Source organism: Janthinobacterium kumbetense, from assembly GCF_023703445.1.
GTDB classification, from domain to species: Bacteria; Pseudomonadota; Gammaproteobacteria; order Burkholderiales; family Burkholderiaceae_D; genus Janthinobacterium; species Janthinobacterium kumbetense.
On the sequence record NZ_JAMQGR010000003.1, the window covers coordinates 515,986 to 533,331 of the forward strand.

Consider the following 17,346-nt stretch of genomic DNA (forward strand, 5'->3'; position numbering starts at 1 on the left):
TGCCCCACGCAGCGGCGGTATCTTGCTCGATAGTTGATGTTAAGAAGGTAATCTATGAAATTCGCTAAATATACGCTGGTCAAAGTGGCGCTGCTGCTCGTCTGTTCAGCCTGCGGCCAGGCCCAGGCCGACTGGGCCCTGGCGACCGACCCATTGGCCGTCCGCACCTTGCCGGACAACCGCCAGATCCAGCCGCAAAATCCCCCCAGTTTTACCTGGTCGCGCCATCCGCTGTCGCCGGCGTCGTATGTCATTGAAGTCAAATTGGCGGGCGCCGTGGTCAGCACCTTCACGTCGGCGCGCAACTGGTATCTGCCATCCAAGAAATTTGCGGCAGGCACCTACAACTGGCGCGTGCGTCCCAGCACGAGCAATGAATGGTCGAGCCCGCGAACCTTTGTGATCGACGCCACGTCGAAAGTGTTCGAAGTGCCGGAAAGCAGCACCTTGCGCGCTGCCATCGTCTTGCGCCCGCGTCCGCGCGGCCTGGAGGATAACGCGACCTTTTTTGCGAGCTGGAGCGCGGCCAAGCGCGCCGACCGCACCCAGGTGCTGACCTGGCTGAGCACCGAGGTGATACGTAATATGACGGCGATCGCGCCCGTCTCCGACGCCGAGTGGCCATTGTCGCCAGGCAAGGTGCGCACGGCCGCCAACGAGGCGCAGAATGCGCGCGTCATTTCGCGCACGAATCAGAGCGCACGCCAGCTCGAAGCGGCCTCGCTGCTGTATCGCGTGACGGGCGAGAACCAGTATCTGGTGGAGGCGATCGCGCGCGGCGACCAGGAAGCCGCGCTTAGCCCGAACGGCGGTACCAGTTTTGTCAACCATGACCAGGGCAACCGCGCCATTGCGCAAAGCCTGATCAAGGCGGTCGACAACCTGGGCAGCGCCCTCGATGCGCCGCGCCGCGCCGCGTGGCTGGAAATGGTACGCGTTCGTACGAATGCGATGTACCTCGACCTGGCTGCGCAGACGGGGCGCCTGGACCAGTATCCCTACGATTCCCACGCCGCCAGCAATATCGGTTTCCTGACGCTGATTTCAACGCTGTCCCTGGGCGATATCCCGGAGGCGAAGGACTGGTTCGATTTCTCGTTCCGCGCCTTTGTCAGTTCCTACAGCGTGTGGAGCGGTCCGGAGGGCGGTTTTGCCAACGGCACGGCGTATGCCGAGTATGAAGCCGACTATGCGCTGCAGATCTGGCCGGCGCTTGCCTACGCGACCAAGGTCGACCTGTTCACCAAGCCTTGGGCCAGCGGCTTCCTCGATTACCTGATGCATTTCGTGCCGCCCGGTTCGCAGACCCACGTGTTTGGCGACGGGCACGAGACGCTGCCTGAAATCCGCATGATGAAGGGTTTCGCCGCGCATTTCGCCACGCCTGCCGCGGCGTGGTATTACAAGAACCTGATCCGCACCGACGATTCGCTGGCCACCTTGCAGGCGCCATACCCGTTGCCGGTGGCGACGGTGGCCACGCCCGCGCCGCCAGGCAACTCGGCGTATTACCCCAGCATCGGCTGGGCAGCCATGCACAGCGACATCGGCAATCTGCAACGCACCTCGGTGTATTTCAAATCGAGTCCCTACGGTTCGTTCAATCACAGCCACGGCGACCAGAACGGCTTTGTGCTGGCCAGCGCGGGCGTGCCCCTGCTGACGGAAAGCGGCTGGTACGACTGGTACGATTCGCCGCTGTGGAGTTCCTGGTACCGCCAGACCAAGGCCCACAATGCCTTGACGTTCGACAATGGCCAGGGCCAGCTGGTCGACGGCTATGAAACGACCATGGCGCGCAACGGCCGCATCACCGCCTTTGCTCCCAAGGCCACCGTCGACTATGTGGCGGGCGACGCCACGCTGGCCTATGGCGGCCAGCTGACATCGGCGCTGCGCAAGCTGTGGTTCCTGCGCACCACGGATGCCGTGGTGGTGCAGGACCAGGTGACCTCGGCCACGCCGCGCGTGTTCGAGTGGAACTTCCATACGTATGCGCCTATCGTGGTCGACGCCGGCGGCGCCATCTCGGTGACGAATCAGGGCCGCAAGGTGTGCGTGGTGCCGGTCAGTACCGGCGCGCGTTTCGAAAAGCGCACGGGACCTCCGCCGCAGCCCGGTACCTATGAAGAGCATGGGGTGTTCATCAAGTCGGCCGCGGCGCTGAGCGGCGAATTCCTCACGGTGCTCGATGTCGGCTGCAAGAAGCCGCTGATCAAGCTGGGCAAAAGCGGCACGGCCCGCACGCTGACGGTCGGCAAGCAAGTGGTGACATTGCCGAACTGACCGCTGCTTCAATGAAAATCCACTGTCGTTGTTGCGGCAGTGGATTTTTTAATTGGCGAGCAGAAATTGTTCGATTTCCTGGCCCGGTCCGCCGCGCTGCTCCATTTGGGCACAGGCGCGCGACACCTGCGCGGCCAAGCCTTCGCGGAAGGCGTCGTCGGACAGGGCGCGGCGCAATCCTTCGCGCATGGCGCCGCTGTCGCCGGCGGCAACGAAACCGGCGTAATCGCGTCCCAGGTACGCTTCGATGGCTTCGTGGCGCGTGGCGATCAGCGGTTTTCCATTGCGCAATACCCGCAGCAGCACGCTCTGGCCACAGGCTTCGCCCTGGCTTTTCAGCGGCATGGCGACCACCCGGCTGCTTGCCAGCAGCTTTTCAAACTGCGCTTCCGGCAAGTCGAGATGGACCGTGGTCTGCGCCGGGTCTTGCGCGGGGATCTGGTTTTGCGCCGACGCCACGATCACCAGGTGCGCTTCCAGCCCGTGCGCCGCCTCCAGCAGCAGGTCGTAATCGCGGTTGGAAAAGCCGCCGGAGAAGATGCTGCCGTCATCTTGCCGCTGGGACGCCGTGGTGGCGCCGTCGAGATGCTGGCGCCACAGGTGGAAATGCACGGCGGAGGGTGCGATGCCGACGTTGTCGGTCAGGTTGCGCGTTTCTCCGCTGGAAAAAGTAATGAATTCCAGTCCGGGGAAATTGAGCAGGCGCCAGGCCCGGTTGATCACGTTGCGGGCCCGCGTGCCATGGATGAAACAAGCCATCACCAGCAGGCGCTGCGGGCGCGGTAGCAGACCCAGGCGTATCAGCGCCAGCACGGGCAGCGCCTGCCAGCCGACGACCAGCAGGCGGTCTTGCTGGCGCCATAATTTGCGCGTGCGCAACAGCGACGGCGACAGCATGGCGGCCAGGATGGACAGTTTGCTGCGCATGTGCGCCTGCGCGTCCGGCCCGATATGCGTCACGCGCGCGCCGCCCGCCGCCAGATGCTCGACGATGTCGTGGTAGGTTCCCGCTTCCGACAGCAGCACGTGGATCATTGTTGCGCCTTATTAAAAATGAACATTATCACATTAAAACAACAGCCAGGGCCGTTCCGGCCCTCGTTGTCACACAATTAATGATTGGCAATCGACTGAATTATTACAATAGCATTAAAATGGACGTTTATGCATTGTTTCAGTGTGAGACCTGTCACGCTGCGGCCAGCTTGCCGCTCATCAATGGCGCAAGCTTGGTTTGATGCTACTAATGCAATATAATTAATTATTTCGTAAGGGCATGATATGCTTCGGCGCATGGCGTATTGTATCTGCCTCAACCTTTTTTTGCCGTCGAACCGCCTATGTCCCTGAAGATTTTGCAACTGGTGCCGGAAAGCCTGCCCACGTTTCGTCCCGATGTCGCGGTACTGTTCGGTAAGTACCTGCCGCGCCACGGCGTCGAATGCGATATCGTCGGCATGCCGTCGCAACAGCCGCCGCAGGCGCAGGGTTTCCGTTCGGTACGCCACGGACGTTTCCTGGGCAGCCGCCTGTTGCGCGAACTGGCTTTCCAGTGGCTCTGCCTGCGCGCCCTGGCGGGCGCCCGCCGCGCCGGTTGCGATGCGATCCAGGTGCGCGACATGGTGCCCACGGGCCTGCTTGCCCTGCTGGTGGCGCGCCTGAAGGGCATACCGTTCTATTACTGGGTGTCATACCTGATCAGCGAGGGACGCATCGAACGGGCGCGCAGCAGCCTGGCGCAGCGCCCCACCTTGCGCGCGCGCCTGGTGCTGTGCAAGGGCTTGCTCGAACAATGGTTGTTGTACCGCATTGTGTTGCCGCGCGCCAATCATGTGTTCGTGCAAAGCGACGCGATGCTGCGCATGATGCAGGCGCGCGGCATCGCGGCGCAGCGCCTCACTGCCGTGCCCATGGGGGTCGACATGGAAGTGTTGCAGGCGCAAGCCATCGCGCCCGTCCGGCCGGAGGGCTGGGAGGAGGTGTCCTTGCTGGCCTACCTGGGCACGCTCGACCAGTCGCGCCAGCTGGAACGCTTGCTGGACGCCTTGCTGATCGTGCGCCAGCGCATCCCCGCAGCCTGTTTGTTGCTGATCGGCGCTTCCGATACGCCATCCGACGTCGATGACTTGCTTGCCTATGCGCAGCGTGCCGGCCTGGCCGGGGCTGTGCGCGTGACGGGCTGGCTGCCCTCGGACCAGGCCTGGCCCCTGCTGGCCGGGGCCGACGCCGCGCTGTCGTATATTCCCCGTGGCGCCCTGTTCGACGTCAGTTCGCCCACCAAGCTGCTCGAATACCTGGCCTTGCGCATGCCGGCCGTGGGCAATGACAGCCCGGACCAGGCCGAAGTGCTGACGGCCAGCGGCGCAGGCTGGCTGACGGCCAGCGAACCGGCCGCCATGGCTGCGGCGATGGCGGCCATCTTGTCCGATGTGCCCGCAGCGCGCGCCCGCGCCCAGGCCGGCGTCGCCTATATCGAGGCGCGGCGCAGCTACCGCGTGCTGGCGCAGGCACTGGCGCAGCGCTACCTGGATCTGGCCGGCGCGCGCCGTTGATGCCCATGGCTGGAAGCGCAGGCAAGAAGTTGTTGCCGAACACGTAAACGGCGCTCAGAATGCACCATGGGTGGTGTTCCCTGGAAGAAAATTGTTGTAGATGTTAGCGCAATGCAGCAAATATATTTGTCTTCGCGTCTAAATTACAAAAGTACAACATATAATACCAATATGACTACGATAATGCTGCTAGGACCTGCACTTAATGCGGTGAGCGGGGTAACCACCCATTTGAATCAACTATTTCACAGTTCTTTGTCGCAAGACTACAAGCTCGTGCACTTCCAGGTCGGCAGCGAGGGCCGCAACGAGTCGCGCCTGCACAAGCTGCTGCGTTTCGCCTGGAGCCCCGTGCAGTTCGTGCAGGCCATGCGCAGGCAGCGTCCGCAGATCGTGCATATCAACACGTCCATGGAGTGGCGCAGCTACTGGCGCGACATCGTGTATCTGCTGCTGGCCAAGGCCATGGGCAAGCGCGTCGTGTACCAGGTGCATGGCGGCGCCTTGCCGCAAGTGTTTTTCAACGGCAAGCCATTGCTGACGGGTTTGCTGCGGCGCGTGCTGCGCGCGGCCGATGTGGTGGTGTTGCTGGCGCAATGCGAACTGCAGGGCTATCGCGATTTCGATCCCGCGCTGGCGCTCGACGTGATACCCAACGCCATCGATGCGGGCAGCGACCCCGGCGACAGGCCGCCCGTGCCGCAGCGTCCGCTGTCACTCGTGTACGTGGGGCGCCTGGCGGAAAGCAAGGGCCTGTTCGACTTGCTCGAAGGGCTGCGCCTGGCGCGCGCCGCAGGCGTGCAAGCCACGCTGGCGCTGGCCGGCAGCGGCCCCCAGGAAGCGGCGCTGCGCGAGCGCGTCGCCGGGCTCGGCTTGCAAGAGGCGGTGCGCTTTCTCGGCCCCGTCTTTGGCGCCGAAAAGGAAGCCGTATGGCGCCAGGCCGACCTGTTCGGTTTTCCCACCTTGCATCAGGAAGGCTTGCCGTATGCGTTGCTGGAAAGCATGGCCGCGCGCACGCCCGTCCTGGTGTGCCCCGTGGGCGCTATTGCCGACGTGATGCAGGATGGCGTGCATGGCGTGTTCTTGCCGCGGCGCAATCCCCAGGCGCTGGCGGACGCCATCGCGCGCCTCGACGGCGACCGCGCCCTGTTGCTGCGCATGGGGCAAGCGTGCCGCGAGCGCATCGAAAGCGCCTATACGGTCGAGCGCCTGGCGCAGGATTTTCGCCGCGTCTACCGCGCCTTGCTGGCGCCGCCGGCAGTCTAGCCGAACCCTTTTTTAAGCGAGCTTATATGTGCGGTATTGCCGGTTTGATTTTCCCCTCGTCCGTCGCCGGCTTGCCCGCGGCGCTCGACGCCATGGGGCGCGCCATCGCGCACCGCGGTCCCGATGACACGGGCGTGCTCAACGCGGCCACGGCCGACGGCGCCTGGCAGGTGGGCTTGCTGCACCGCCGCCTGTCCATCATCGACATCGCCACGGGCCACCAGCCGCTGGGCAATGAGACGGGCGATGTGCAAATCATCTTCAATGGCGAAATCTACAATTTCCAGCCCCTGCGCGACGAATTGATCGCGCTGGGTCACCATTTCCGCACGGCATCCGACACGGAAACCATCGTGCATGCCTACGTGCAATGGGGCGAGGAGTGCGTGCAGCATTTCCGCGGCATGTTTGCGTTTGCCATCTGGGATGCGCGCAACGACCGCCTGTTCATGGCGCGCGACCCGTTCGGCAAGAAACCCCTGTTCCTGTGGCAGCACGAGGGAAAACTGGCTTTTGGCTCGGAAATCAAGGCGCTGCTGGCCTTGCCGGACGTGGCGCCGCAAGCGGACGAGGCCGCCATCTGGGATTATTTCGCCTACCGCTACGTGCCGGGCCCGGCCACCTTGTTCCAGGGCATCCGCAAGCTGGCGCCCGGTTCCACGGCCACGTGGGAAAACGGCGTGCTGCGCGAGCGCGTGTATTACACGCCGCCCGACAGCCGGCCCCGCCTGGCGGCCCCGCTGCCGGCCGACCCCGTCGCCACCTTCCTCGACAAGCTCGATGAATCGGTGCGCATCCGCATGATTTCCGACGTGCCCTTCGGCGCCTTCCTGTCCGGCGGCATCGATTCGTCGGCCGTCGTGGCGCTGATGTCGCGCCATGCGGGCGTGCCCGTGAAGACTTTTTCCGTCGGTTTCAAGGAGGGCGGCTTCAGCGAGCTGGCGTATGCGGCCGATATCGCCCGTCAGTTTTCCACGGAACACCATGAGCTGGAAGTGTCCGTTGACCAGGTCATCGCCTTGCTGCCCGACCTCGTGCGCTTCCGCGACGCCCCCGTGGCCGAGCCATCCGACATTCCCATCTACCTGCTGGCGAAGGAATCGCGCAAGACGGTCAAGATGGTCTTGACGGGCGAAGGTTCCGATGAAATCCTCGGCGGCTATCCCAAGCACGTGTACGAGCGCTATGCGGGCAACTACCAGATGCTGCCGGGCCTACTGCGCCGGGGCTTGATCGAGCCGGCCATCGGCGCCTTGCCGTATCGTTTCCGCCGCGCCAAGACGGCCATCGTCAACCTGGGCCTGGAAGCGTTCCACGAACGCATGCCGCGCTGGTTCGGCATGATGTCCGACCAGGAACGCGCGCGCCTGGTGGCCATGCCGGCGCCGGCGCGCCAGCGCGATCCTTCGCTGGGCTGCGGCAGCGCCGGCAACAGCGCCTTGCGCCGCATCCTGTGCTTCGACCAGCTGAGCTGGTTGCCCGACAACCTGCTGGAGCGGGGCGACCGCATGACCATGGCCGCGTCGCTGGAAGCGCGCATGCCCTTCATGGACCACGAACTGGCCGCGTATGTGGCTAGCCTGCCGGACGAGTACCGCGTGCGCGGCCGCACCACCAAGTGGATCTTGCGCGAAGCCATGAAGCAGCTGTTGCCGCAAGCTATACTGGAACGGCCGAAAGTGGGCTTCCGCGTGCCCGTCAACGAGTGGTTCCGCGGCCCCATGAAGGATTACCTGTACGAACACTTGACGGGCGCCGGGTCGCGCACGCGCCACTATTACCATACACAAGCCCTGCAGCAGGTGCTGGCCGAACACGTGGCCGGACGGCAAAACCACGAGAAACTGCTGTGGAGCTTGCTCACCCTGGAAATCTGGCACCGCCAGTATCTGTGAGACGTCCATGCTGAGCAACCTGTCCTGGAAACTGAACCGCTTGCGCGCCATGGGGGCGCCCGAGGTGGCGCATCGCGTGCGTGATGCCTTGCAGCAACGGCTGCAGGCGCGCGGCTACGGCCTGGCGCATGTGCCGCCGCCCGCCGTGCGCCAGCGTTTCGGCGCGCCCTGGCTGGGCATGCCCATCGACACGGCGCCGCACCTGGCGGCGGCCGAGCGCATCCTCGCGGGCCGTTTCGATGTGTTCGCCCTGCGCGATACGGAGCTGGGTTTCCCGCCGCAATGGAACCGCGATCCGAAGACGGGCACCGTCGTGCCCTTGGATTTTGGCAAGACGCTCAATTACCGCGACGAAACCGTGGTGGGCGATATCAAATGCCTGTGGGAACCGAACCGCCACCTGGCCGTGGCCGACCTGGCGATGGCCTACCGCCTCGGCGGCGACTTGCGCCATGCGCAAGGTGTGCAAGTCCTGCTCGAATCTTGGTGGCAGCAATGTCCGTATCCGCTGGGACCGAACTGGAGCAGCGCGCTGGAGCTGGCCTTGCGCCTGGTCAGCTGGTCGCATGCGTGGCACTTGCTCGGTGGCATCAACAGCCCCCTGTTCCAGGGTGCGCAGGGGCAAGCCTTCCTGCAGCGCTGGCTCGACAGCATCTACCAGCATTGCCACTTCATCGCGGGACACTTTTCGCGCCACTCGTCGGCCAACAACCACCTGTTTGGCGAATTGACGGGCCTGCATATCGCCGCGCTCACGTGGCCTTGCTGGCCGGAAAGTTCCGGCTGGCTGGCGCAGACGGAACGCGAGCTGGAAGCGCAGGCGCTGCAGCAGAATGGCCCCGATGGCGTGAACCGCGAGCAAGCCATTTATTACCAGCACACGGTGGCCGATGAAATGCTGCTGTGCGTGCTGGCGGGCCGCGCCAATGGCCGGCCCCGCTCGGCCGCCTTTTTGCGGCGCCTGGAAGCCATGCTGGAATTTATCGCCGCCATGACGAACGTGGCGGGCGAGGTGCCGATGCTCGGCGACGCCGACGATGCGCTGCTGGCGCACTGGGATAAGGCACCGGGCGCCAATCCCTACACGTCGCTGCTGGCCAGCGGCGCGGCCCTGTTCGGCCGCGCGGACTTCAAGGCCAAGGCGCGCGCTTTCGACGAGAAAAGCGCCTGGCTGCTGGGCGAGGCGGGGAGCCAGGCGTTTGACGCCTTGCCGGACGCTGCGCCCGATACCTTGCCGCGCGCCTTCCCCGATGGCGGCTATTACGTGATGGGCGCCGGCTTTGGCACGCCCGACGAAGTGCGCCTGATTGCCGATGCCGGCCCGCTGGGCTACCTGGGCATCGCCGCGCACGGCCACGCCGATGCGCTGGCGCTGACCTTGTCCGTGGCGGGCCAGATGGTGCTGGTCGATCCGGGTACCTATGCCTACCATACGCACAAGCAGTGGCGCGATTATTTCCGTGGCACCAGCGCGCACAACACCGTGCGCATCGATGGCCGCGACCAGTCCGAGTCGGGCGGCAACTTCCTGTGGCTGCGCAAGGCCAGGGCCGAGTGCCTGGCGTGGCGTGACGATGCCGATGGGCAATTCTGGAGCGCCAGCCATGACGGCTACCTGGGCTTGAAAGATGCCGTGCTGCACCGGCGCGACGTGCGCGTGGCGCCCGGCGCCGCGCTGATCGTGGTCGATGACGTGCTCGAATGCCAGGGCGCGCATGAGGTGGAATTGTTCTGGCACGTCGATCCCCGCTGCCGCGTGCAGCTGGATGGCCAGGTGCTGCGCGTGGCGGGCGACGCTTTCGCGCTGGAGATGCATTTACCGCCGTTGCCGGATGCTTCCGTGCAACTGGTATGCGGCAGCGACCATCCGCCGCTGGGCTGGATTTCGCACCGCTTCGATGAAAAACAGGCTGCGCCTGTGTTGGTCTGGCGCGGGCGGCTGCAAGGCGCAGCCACCTTGCGCACGGAGTTTCACCTGAGTTTGGCTACCCCTGATCTGTCAGAAAATACGAGGAAAACATGAAAATTAGCATATTTGGTTTGGGTTATGTGGGTGCCGTCTCGGCTGGTTGCCTGGCAACGGATGGACACGAAGTCATCGGCGTCGATCCGAACAGGACCAAGGTGGAGCTGATCAATCAGGGCACCACGCCCATCATTGAAAAAGACATCGGCGAAATGATCGCCGCCACCGTGAAGAGCGGCCATTTGCGCGCCACCTTCGACGTGCGCGACGCCGTCTTCGGTTCGGACATGTCGCTCATCTGCGTGGGCACGCCGTCGCAGCTCAATGGCAACCTGGACCTGAGCCACGTGCGCAAGGTGTGCCAGGAAATCGGTGCCGCCATCCGTGAAAAGGATACTTTCCACGTCGTCGTTGCGCGCTCGACCATGTTGCCCGGCTCCATGCGTTCGCTCGTCATCCCGACCCTGGAAGCGGCGTCGGGCAAGGTGGCCGGCGTCGATTTCGGCGTGTGCAACAACCCGGAATTCTTGCGCGAAGGCACGGCCGTCTACGATTACTACAATCCGCCGAAGACGGTGATCGGCGAATCCGACGAAAAGGCGGGCGCGCTGCTGGTGCAGCTGTATGAAAAGATGGATGCGCCGCTGGTGCGCACGGACGTGGAAACGGCCGAGATGGTCAAGTACACGGACAACACCTGGCACGCCGTGAAAGTGGCGTTCGCGAATGAAATCGGCAACATCTGCAAGGCCGTCGGCATCGATGGCCACAAGGTGATGGAAATCTTTTGCCAGGATACCAAGCTGAACCTGTCGCCGTACTACATGAAGCCGGGCTTCGCCTTCGGCGGTTCTTGCCTGCCGAAAGACGTGCGCGCGCTGACCTACAAGGCGCGCAGCCTGGACCTCGATTTGCCCTTGCTGAACTCTATCCTGCCGTCGAACCAGCGGCAAGTGGAAAAAGGCATCAAGATGATCGTCGACAAAGGTGCGCGCAAGGTGGGCATCCTGGGCTTCTCGTTCAAGGCCGGCACGGATGACTTGCGCGAGTCGCCGCTGGTCGATGTCATCGAGTATCTGCTGGGCAAGGGCTACGAGCTGAAACTGTACGACAAGAACGTCAACCTGGCCGCCTTGACGGGCGCCAACCAGGATTACATCCTCAATCACATCCCGCACATTTCCAAGCTGATGGTGACGAACATGCAGGACGTGCTCGATTTTGCCGACACCATCGTCATCGGCAATGGCGCGGCCGAATTCAAGACCGTGCCCGCCAGCCTGCAGCCGCACCAGCATATCGTCGACCTGGTGCGCATCAGCAAAGAACAAAGTGGAGAGCAATATGACGGCATCTGCTGGTAACACCGTGGCAGGACAGCCGCGCCGGGTGCTGATCCTGGTGGAAAACCTGCCGTCGCCGTTCGACCGGCGCGTGTGGCAGGAAGCGACCACGCTGCATGCGAACGGCTATGAAGTGTCGATCATCTGCCCGACGGGCAAGGGCTACGAGTCGCGCTATGAAGCCATCGACGGCATCCATATCTACCGCTACCACCTGCCGCTGGAAGCGGAAGGGGCGAAGGGCTATCTGGTGGAATACTCGCTGGCGCTGTTCCACACTTTCCGCCTGGCATGGAAAGTGCATTTCGCGCGCGGCTTCGACGTCATCCACGCCTGCAATCCGCCCGACCTGCTGTTCCTCATCGGCGGCTTCTTCAAGTTGACGATGGGCAAGCGTTTCCTGTTTGACCACCATGACATCAATCCGGAGCTGTACGAAGCCAAGTTCGGCCGGCGCGATTTCTTTTATAAACTGATGGTGCTGTTCGAGCGCTGGTCGTTCCGGAGCGCCGACGTGTCGATCGCCACCAACGAGTCGTACAAGAAGATCGCCATCGAGCGGGGCGGCATGAAGCCCGAGGATGTCTACGTGGTGCGCAGCGGACCCAAGCTGGACCGCCTGCGCGTGCTGCCGCCCGTGGCGGAACTCAAGAAGGGGCGCGCCTACCTGGTCGGCTACGTGGGCGTGATGGGCGCGCAGGAAGGCATCGACCTGCTGCTGCAGGCGGCGCAATACATCGTGCAAACCCTGAAGCGCGAAGATGTGCAGTTCGGCCTGGTAGGCGGCGGCACCTCGCTGGAACAGATGAAGCAGATGGCGCAGGACCTGGGCATTGCCGACTACGTGACGTTTACGGGGCGCGTGCCGGACCAGCAATTGCTGGAAATGCTCAATACGTCCGATGTGTGCGTGAATCCGGATGTGGCCAACGACATGAACGACAAGTCGACCATGAACAAGATCATGGAATACATGGCGCTGGGCAAACCGATCGTGCAGTTTGATCTGGTCGAGGGCAAGGTTTCCGCGCAGCAGGCATCCTTGTATGCATTGAAGAACGATCCCATCGACATGGCGCGCAAGATCGTCGACTTGCTGGACGACCCGGCCCGCCGCGAGCAGATGGGGGCGTTTGGCCGCCATCGCGTGATCAACGAACTGGAGTGGGAATATGAAGCGCCGAAGCTGCTGGCCGCGTATGCGCGCCTGTTTCCCGCCGCGCCCGCCGCTCCCGTGACCTTGAGCAAGGATGGCCGCTGAAGTGCGCCGCCTGGCCAGCCATCCCCAACCCTGATGGAGCAGTTTGACGATGAAAGCGATGATATTGGCAGCAGGCAAGGGCACGCGCGTGCAGCCCCTGACCTATGATTTGCCCAAGCCGATGATCCCCATCCTGGGCAAACCCGTGATGGCTTACCTGGTGGAACATCTGGCGCAGCATGGCGTGACCGACATCATGGTCAACGTCAGTTATCTGCATGAAAAGATCGAGGAGTATTTCGGCGAAGGCCACCAGTTCGGCGTGCGCATCGGCTATTCCTTCGAAGGCTATACGAACGATGCGGGCGAGGTCGTGCCGCAACCGCTCGGCTCGGCTGGGGGCATGAAGAAGATCCAGGAGTTCGGCGGCTTTTTCGACGATACGACGATCGTGCTGTGCGGCGACGCCTTGATCGACCTCGACCTGGCAGCGGCCCTGCGCGAGCACCGCAGCAAGGGCGCGCTGGCGTCCGTCATCACCCTGGAAGTGCCGTGGGACAAGGTGTCGAGCTATGGCGTGGTGGTCAGCGGTGCCGATGGGCGCGTGCGCGCCTTCCAGGAAAAGCCGGCGCAGGCCGATGCGCTGTCCAATTGCGTCAGCACCGGCATCTACCTGTTCGAGCCGGCCGTGCTGGACCTGATTCCCGCCGGCCAGCCCTTCGATATCGGCTCGGAACTGTTTCCCCTGCTGGTCGCGCAAGGCTTGCCCTTCCATGCGCAAAAACGCCAGTACAACTGGATCGACATCGGCAGCATCAAGGATTACTGGGAAGTGCTGCAAAGCGTGCTGATGGGAAAAGTGCCCCATTTGCACGTGCCTGGCACCCAGATCGCCGATGGCGTGTGGGCCGGCCTGAACACGAGCATCGACTGGAGCGGCGGCACGCGCATCGAAGGCCCCGTCTACATCGGTTCGGGCTGCCGCATCGAAGCGGGCACGACCATCATCGGGCCGGCCTGGATCGGCCATGGCAGCCACGTCTGCGGCGGCGCCGAAGTGGTGCGCAGCGTGCTGTTCGAGTACACGCGCGTGCTGCCTGGCGTGGTGCTGGATGAAATGATCGTCTTCAAGGATTATAGTGTCGACCGTGCCGGCCAGATGCGCCATGTCTCCGACTATGAAAAAGATGCCTGGGGCAATGCGCGCGACCGGCGCAGCCTGCGCCGCGACGAAACGCCGCCGGCCCTGTATGCTGCCCAATAAACTGTTTGCGAAGTGAAACCATGAAAATTTATCCAGTCATCCTGTCCGGCGGTTCGGGCACCCGTTTATGGCCGCTGTCGCGCGCCGTGTTGCCCAAGCAACTGTTGCCGCTGGTAACGGACAAGACCATGTTGCAGGAAACGGCGTTGCGCGTGACCAGCCTGCCCAACCGCCGTGCCGGCGATAGCGGACTGGCCGGTTTCGACGTCATGCCGCCGCTGGTGGTATGCGGCAACGAGCACCGCTTCATGGTGGCCGAGCAACTGCGCGAGATCGGCTTGCCGCCGCTGGGCATCTTGCTTGAGCCCGTGGGGCGCAACACGGCGCCGGCCGTAGCCGTGGCCGCGCAATTCCTGCTGGCCATCGACCCGCAGGCGCTGATGCTGGTCTTGCCGGCCGACCATGTCATCACCGACGTGGCCGCGTTTCACCAGGCGATCGCCGAGGCGGCCCTGCTGGCGGCCGATGGCGCGCTGGCCACCTTCGGCATCGTGCCGACGGCGCCGGAAACGGGCTATGGCTACATCCGCAGCGGCGCACCCGTCAATCCGGGCGCCGCGGGCTGCAAGGTCGAGCGTTTCGTGGAAAAGCCGGATCTGGCCACGGCGCAGTCGTTCCTTGCCGCCGGTAATTATTTCTGGAACAGCGGCATGTTCATGTTCCGCGCCGAACGCTATCTGGGCGAGCTGGGGCAATTCCAGCCCGCCATGCTGGCCGCCTGCGAAACGGCCGTGCGCGACGGTTACCGCGACCTCGATTTCTGCCGCCTGCAAGAGCAGGCCTTCGCCGCCTGCCCATCCGATTCGATCGACTATGCCGTCATGGAACATACGGCGCATGCGGTGGTGTTGCCGGCCGCCATAGGCTGGAGCGATGTCGGTTCCTGGTCGGCCCTGTGGGAAGTGCAGCAGGGGGATGCCAACGGCAACGTGGTGCGCGGCGACGTGTATCTCGATGGCGTGAGCAATTGCCTGGTGCGCGCCGAGCGCCGCATGGTGGCCGTGCTGGGCGTGCAGGACCTGGTCGTGGTGGAAACAGACGATGCGGTATTGATCGCGCACAAGGACCAGGTGCAGCGCGTGAAACAGGTGGTCGACCACTTGAAGCAGGCGGGACGCAGCGAACACGTGCAGCACCGCAAGGTGTACCGCCCGTGGGGCAGTTATGAAGGCATCGATATCGGCGAGCGCTTCCAGGTCAAGCGCATCACCGTCAATCCGGGCGGCAAGCTGTCCCTGCAGATGCACCATCACCGCGCCGAACACTGGGTGGTGGTCAGCGGCACGGCGCAAGTCACGTGCGGCGAGAAGGTGACCTTGCTGACGGAAAACGAATCGACGTATATCCCCATCGGCATGACGCACCGCCTGGAAAATCCGGGCAAGCTGCCCTTGCACCTGATCGAAGTGCAGTCGGGCAGCTACCTGGGCGAAGACGACATCGTGCGCCTGGAGGATGTCTACCAGCGCGCCTGATGGCGTTCTCATCACAGGGCAGCCGCGCCCCTGGCCGGCTGCCTCCGATCCCTCACTTACCGGTGTACCGACCCTTGCGCAACTTCCTTTGTCTTTCGCTGGCGCTGGCCGCCGGCGCCGCCCATGCCGACGCGCCAGCCGCCGCTGCCGCAGCCGTGGCGCCGCCCGGCTTGCAGGCGTCGCAGCTGGCCATCGTCATCAACGACGCCGAACCCAACAGTGTCGAGGTGGGCGAGTACTACCGCAAGGCGCACGGCATTCCTGCCGCGAATGTGGCGCACGTGAATATTCCCAACCGCCCCCGCAAGCTCAGCATCGACCAGTTCGCGCAGTTGAAGGAACGCATCAATGCGCAGCTGAAACCCGAGATCCAGGCCGTGCTGATGGTGTGGAGCGCGCCGTATGCCGTCGAATGCAATGCCATCACCGCCGCCTTCACCCTCGGTTATGACGGGGATCAATGCGCGAAGACGTGCGATCCCGGCAGGCCCAGCAAGTATTTCAACAGCGAGGCGGCGCAGCCCTACACGCAGCTGGGCTTGCGCCTGTCGATGCTGCTGCCTGTCGATTTCGTGGAAGAGGCCAAGGCCGTGGTGGACCGCGGCACCGTCAGCGGCTTTTCCGTGCCGGCCGCCAGCGCCTATTATTTGACCACCAGCGACGCGGTGCGCAACAGCCGGGCCGGTTTCTTTCCTCCCGCCGGCGTCGTGCGCCAGCGCAAGCTGACCGTCAAGAACCTCAAGGCGGACAGCCTGGAAGGGGCGCAAGACATCATGGTGTACCAGACGGGGCAGGCCAAGGTGGCCAAGCTGGAAACCCTGCATTTCCTGCCCGGCGCCCTGGCCGACCACCTGACCTCGTTTGGCGGCGACTTGCAGGGCAGTAGCCAGATGAGCAGCCAGCGCTGGCTGGAGGCGGGCGCGACGGCCAGCTATGGCACCGTCAGCGAACCGTGCAGTTATTGGCAAAAGTTTCCCAATCCGACCGTGCTGCTGCGCCGCTACCTGTCCGGCAGCACGGCGCTGGAAGCGTACTGGGGCAGCGTGCTGTGGCCGGCCCAGGGCCTGTTCATCGGCGACCCGCTGGCGGCGCCGTATGCGGGTTTCCGGCGCTGAAACCGTATTCTTCCAGACAATAAAAAAGGCCCTTGCGGGCCTTTTTTCATGGTGCTGCGTGACGGTTACTTGCTTTTGCGGCGGCGCGCCAGGGCGACGAGGCCCAGTCCGGCCAGCAGCATGGCATAGGTTTCCGGTTCCGGCACGGCCGGGATTTCCGGCGTCACGGGCAGGATGCTGCCGCCCGTAAAGCCGCCACCCGAACCGCCGCCGCCGACACCGTTGCTGCCGGTGGGCAAGTTTTCACCCAGCGACGACGAAACGATCAATGGCGCCTGGGTGTCGCCGCTGCGGGCCTGGTACGAACGGCCCGGGCCACGGTAGCCGGCCGCGTCATCGAAAGGACGGTTTTCTTCGGCGGCCACGAAGTCGCGCGTGATAAAGCTGAAGTCGCGGTCGTCGCTGGCACGCACCTTGCGCGGTTCGCCGGCACCGGCACCGTCAGGCAACTGGCGCGCGGTCAGGCGGTGATTATTCTCGGCCGAGGACGAGTTGCGGAATTCCTGGTCGGACACGATGCCGTCAAATTCCGGCGTCTTGTTCGAGCCGTCGTTGGTGCGCGTGCCGGAGCCGATGAAGCCATTGGCCAGGCTGCAGGCGCTGTAGGTGCCGTCCAGGTTGGCGTCTTTCGTATTGCCATTCGCCGATTGCGTGCTGGCCTGGCAATTCTTTTCATTCTTTTGCGCAGGCGCGGCCGTTTGTGCCTGGGCGCTGGCGCCGAAGAACATCAAGGCCGCGGCCAGCAGCAAGGGACGGGAAGAGGCTGGCGTGAAAATTGGTGTTGGCATGATCGATCTCTCAAAAAGCATGGAAGGGTGCGCCGCTGGGCGCGTATGTCCGCATGCGATTGTTGCCGCTCCCGTCCAGGCTACTGTTGCGAGCAAGGCAGGGAGTGCGTTTCAAGGTCAGGCATGGATGGGGCCTGCACTACTGGGTCTGGTGTTGCCGTTCAATTTCTTATCAGGAACTAAACTTATTTGTTT

12 protein-coding genes are annotated in these 17,346 nt (G+C 63.7%); 10 read left to right on the plus strand and 2 right to left on the minus strand.

What is annotated here, in order from left to right:
* Nucleotides 1–54: 54 nt before the first annotated feature.
* On the plus strand, nucleotides 55–2,286 hold the full coding sequence (locus NCG91_RS13245; protein WP_251350016.1) for a heparinase II/III domain-containing protein: 2,232 nt from the start codon (nucleotides 55–57) through the stop codon (nucleotides 2,284–2,286).
* 48 nt (nucleotides 2,287–2,334) lie between these two features.
* Here NCG91_RS13245 and NCG91_RS13250 read toward each other — a convergent pair whose 3' ends face one another.
* Nucleotides 2,335–3,321 carry a glycosyltransferase gene (locus NCG91_RS13250; protein WP_251350017.1) on the minus strand — a complete coding sequence of 329 codons (987 nt, stop codon included), beginning with the start codon at nucleotides 3,319–3,321 and terminating at the stop codon, nucleotides 2,335–2,337.
* 305 nt (nucleotides 3,322–3,626) lie between these two features.
* On the opposite strand from NCG91_RS13250, the gene NCG91_RS13255 reads away from it, so the two are divergent.
* The 9 genes from NCG91_RS13255 (at nucleotide 3,627) to NCG91_RS13295 (ending at nucleotide 16,363) form a co-directional block, all read left to right on the plus strand.
* Nucleotides 3,627–4,838: a glycosyltransferase gene (locus tag NCG91_RS13255; RefSeq protein WP_251350018.1), complete on the plus strand. Its 1,212-nt coding sequence runs from the start codon at nucleotides 3,627–3,629 to the stop codon at nucleotides 4,836–4,838.
* Nucleotides 4,839–5,069: 231 nt separating this feature from the next.
* Nucleotides 5,070–6,104: a glycosyltransferase family 4 protein gene (locus tag NCG91_RS13260; RefSeq protein WP_251350019.1), complete on the plus strand. Its 1,035-nt coding sequence runs from the start codon at nucleotides 5,070–5,072 to the stop codon at nucleotides 6,102–6,104.
* A 26-nt stretch (nucleotides 6,105–6,130) separates the two neighbouring features.
* On the plus strand, nucleotides 6,131–7,999 hold the full coding sequence (gene asnB, locus NCG91_RS13265; RefSeq protein WP_251350020.1) for an asparagine synthase (glutamine-hydrolyzing): 1,869 nt from the start codon (nucleotides 6,131–6,133) through the stop codon (nucleotides 7,997–7,999).
* A 7-nt stretch (nucleotides 8,000–8,006) separates the two neighbouring features.
* Nucleotides 8,007–10,022 carry a heparinase II/III family protein gene (locus NCG91_RS13270; RefSeq protein WP_251350021.1) on the plus strand — a complete coding sequence of 672 codons (2,016 nt, stop codon included), beginning with the start codon at nucleotides 8,007–8,009 and terminating at the stop codon, nucleotides 10,020–10,022.
* A complete protein-coding gene (locus NCG91_RS13275) occupies nucleotides 10,019–11,329 on the plus strand; it encodes a nucleotide sugar dehydrogenase (protein WP_077400992.1) in 1,311 nt (436 codons plus the stop codon). The genes NCG91_RS13270 and NCG91_RS13275 overlap by 4 nt, the downstream gene beginning before the upstream one ends.
* Complete coding sequence (locus NCG91_RS13280; RefSeq protein WP_251350022.1) at nucleotides 11,310–12,569, plus strand: glycosyltransferase family 4 protein; 1,260 nt, start codon at nucleotides 11,310–11,312, stop codon at nucleotides 12,567–12,569. Before NCG91_RS13275 ends, NCG91_RS13280 begins: the two co-directional genes overlap by 20 nt.
* Before the next feature lie 49 nt (nucleotides 12,570–12,618).
* Nucleotides 12,619–13,773 carry a nucleotidyltransferase family protein gene (locus NCG91_RS13285; RefSeq protein ID WP_251350023.1) on the plus strand — a complete coding sequence of 385 codons (1,155 nt, stop codon included), beginning with the start codon at nucleotides 12,619–12,621 and terminating at the stop codon, nucleotides 13,771–13,773.
* Nucleotides 13,774–13,793: 20 nt separating this feature from the next.
* The gene (locus NCG91_RS13290; protein WP_099665069.1) at nucleotides 13,794–15,248 is read left to right on the plus strand and encodes a mannose-1-phosphate guanylyltransferase/mannose-6-phosphate isomerase; all 1,455 of its coding nucleotides are present in this window, start codon (nucleotides 13,794–13,796) and stop codon (nucleotides 15,246–15,248) included.
* 74 nt (nucleotides 15,249–15,322) lie between these two features.
* Nucleotides 15,323–16,363, plus strand: coding sequence for a TIGR03790 family protein (locus NCG91_RS13295; protein WP_251350024.1), 1,041 nt, complete (start codon nucleotides 15,323–15,325; stop codon nucleotides 16,361–16,363).
* 65 nt (nucleotides 16,364–16,428) lie between these two features.
* Here NCG91_RS13295 and NCG91_RS13300 read toward each other — a convergent pair whose 3' ends face one another.
* Complete coding sequence (locus tag NCG91_RS13300; RefSeq protein ID WP_251350025.1) at nucleotides 16,429–17,151, minus strand: PEP-CTERM sorting domain-containing protein; 723 nt, start codon at nucleotides 17,149–17,151, stop codon at nucleotides 16,429–16,431.
* Between the last annotated feature and the right edge of the window lie 195 nt (nucleotides 17,152–17,346).

Bases quoted from the DNA above. Each gene is read 5' to 3' on its own strand.
- NCG91_RS13270 (WP_251350021.1), top strand. From the start codon at position 8,007: ATGCTGAGCAACCTGTCCTGGAAACTGAACCGCTTGCGCGCCATGGGG.
- asnB (WP_251350020.1), top strand. From the start codon at position 6,131: ATGTGCGGTATTGCCGGTTTGATTTTCCCCTCGTCCGTCGCCGGCTTG.
- NCG91_RS13245 (WP_251350016.1), top strand. From the start codon at position 55: ATGAAATTCGCTAAATATACGCTGGTCAAAGTGGCGCTGCTGCTCGTC.
- NCG91_RS13275 (WP_077400992.1), top strand. From the start codon at position 10,019: ATGAAAATTAGCATATTTGGTTTGGGTTATGTGGGTGCCGTCTCGGCT.
- NCG91_RS13280 (WP_251350022.1), top strand. From the start codon at position 11,310: ATGACGGCATCTGCTGGTAACACCGTGGCAGGACAGCCGCGCCGGGTG.
- NCG91_RS13255 (WP_251350018.1), top strand. From the start codon at position 3,627: ATGTCCCTGAAGATTTTGCAACTGGTGCCGGAAAGCCTGCCCACGTTT.
- NCG91_RS13250 (WP_251350017.1), bottom strand. From the start codon at position 3,321: ATGATCCACGTGCTGCTGTCGGAAGCGGGAACCTACCACGACATCGTC.
- NCG91_RS13290 (WP_099665069.1), top strand. From the start codon at position 13,794: ATGAAAATTTATCCAGTCATCCTGTCCGGCGGTTCGGGCACCCGTTTA.
- NCG91_RS13300 (WP_251350025.1), bottom strand. From the start codon at position 17,151: ATGCCAACACCAATTTTCACGCCAGCCTCTTCCCGTCCCTTGCTGCTG.
- NCG91_RS13285 (WP_251350023.1), top strand. From the start codon at position 12,619: ATGAAAGCGATGATATTGGCAGCAGGCAAGGGCACGCGCGTGCAGCCC.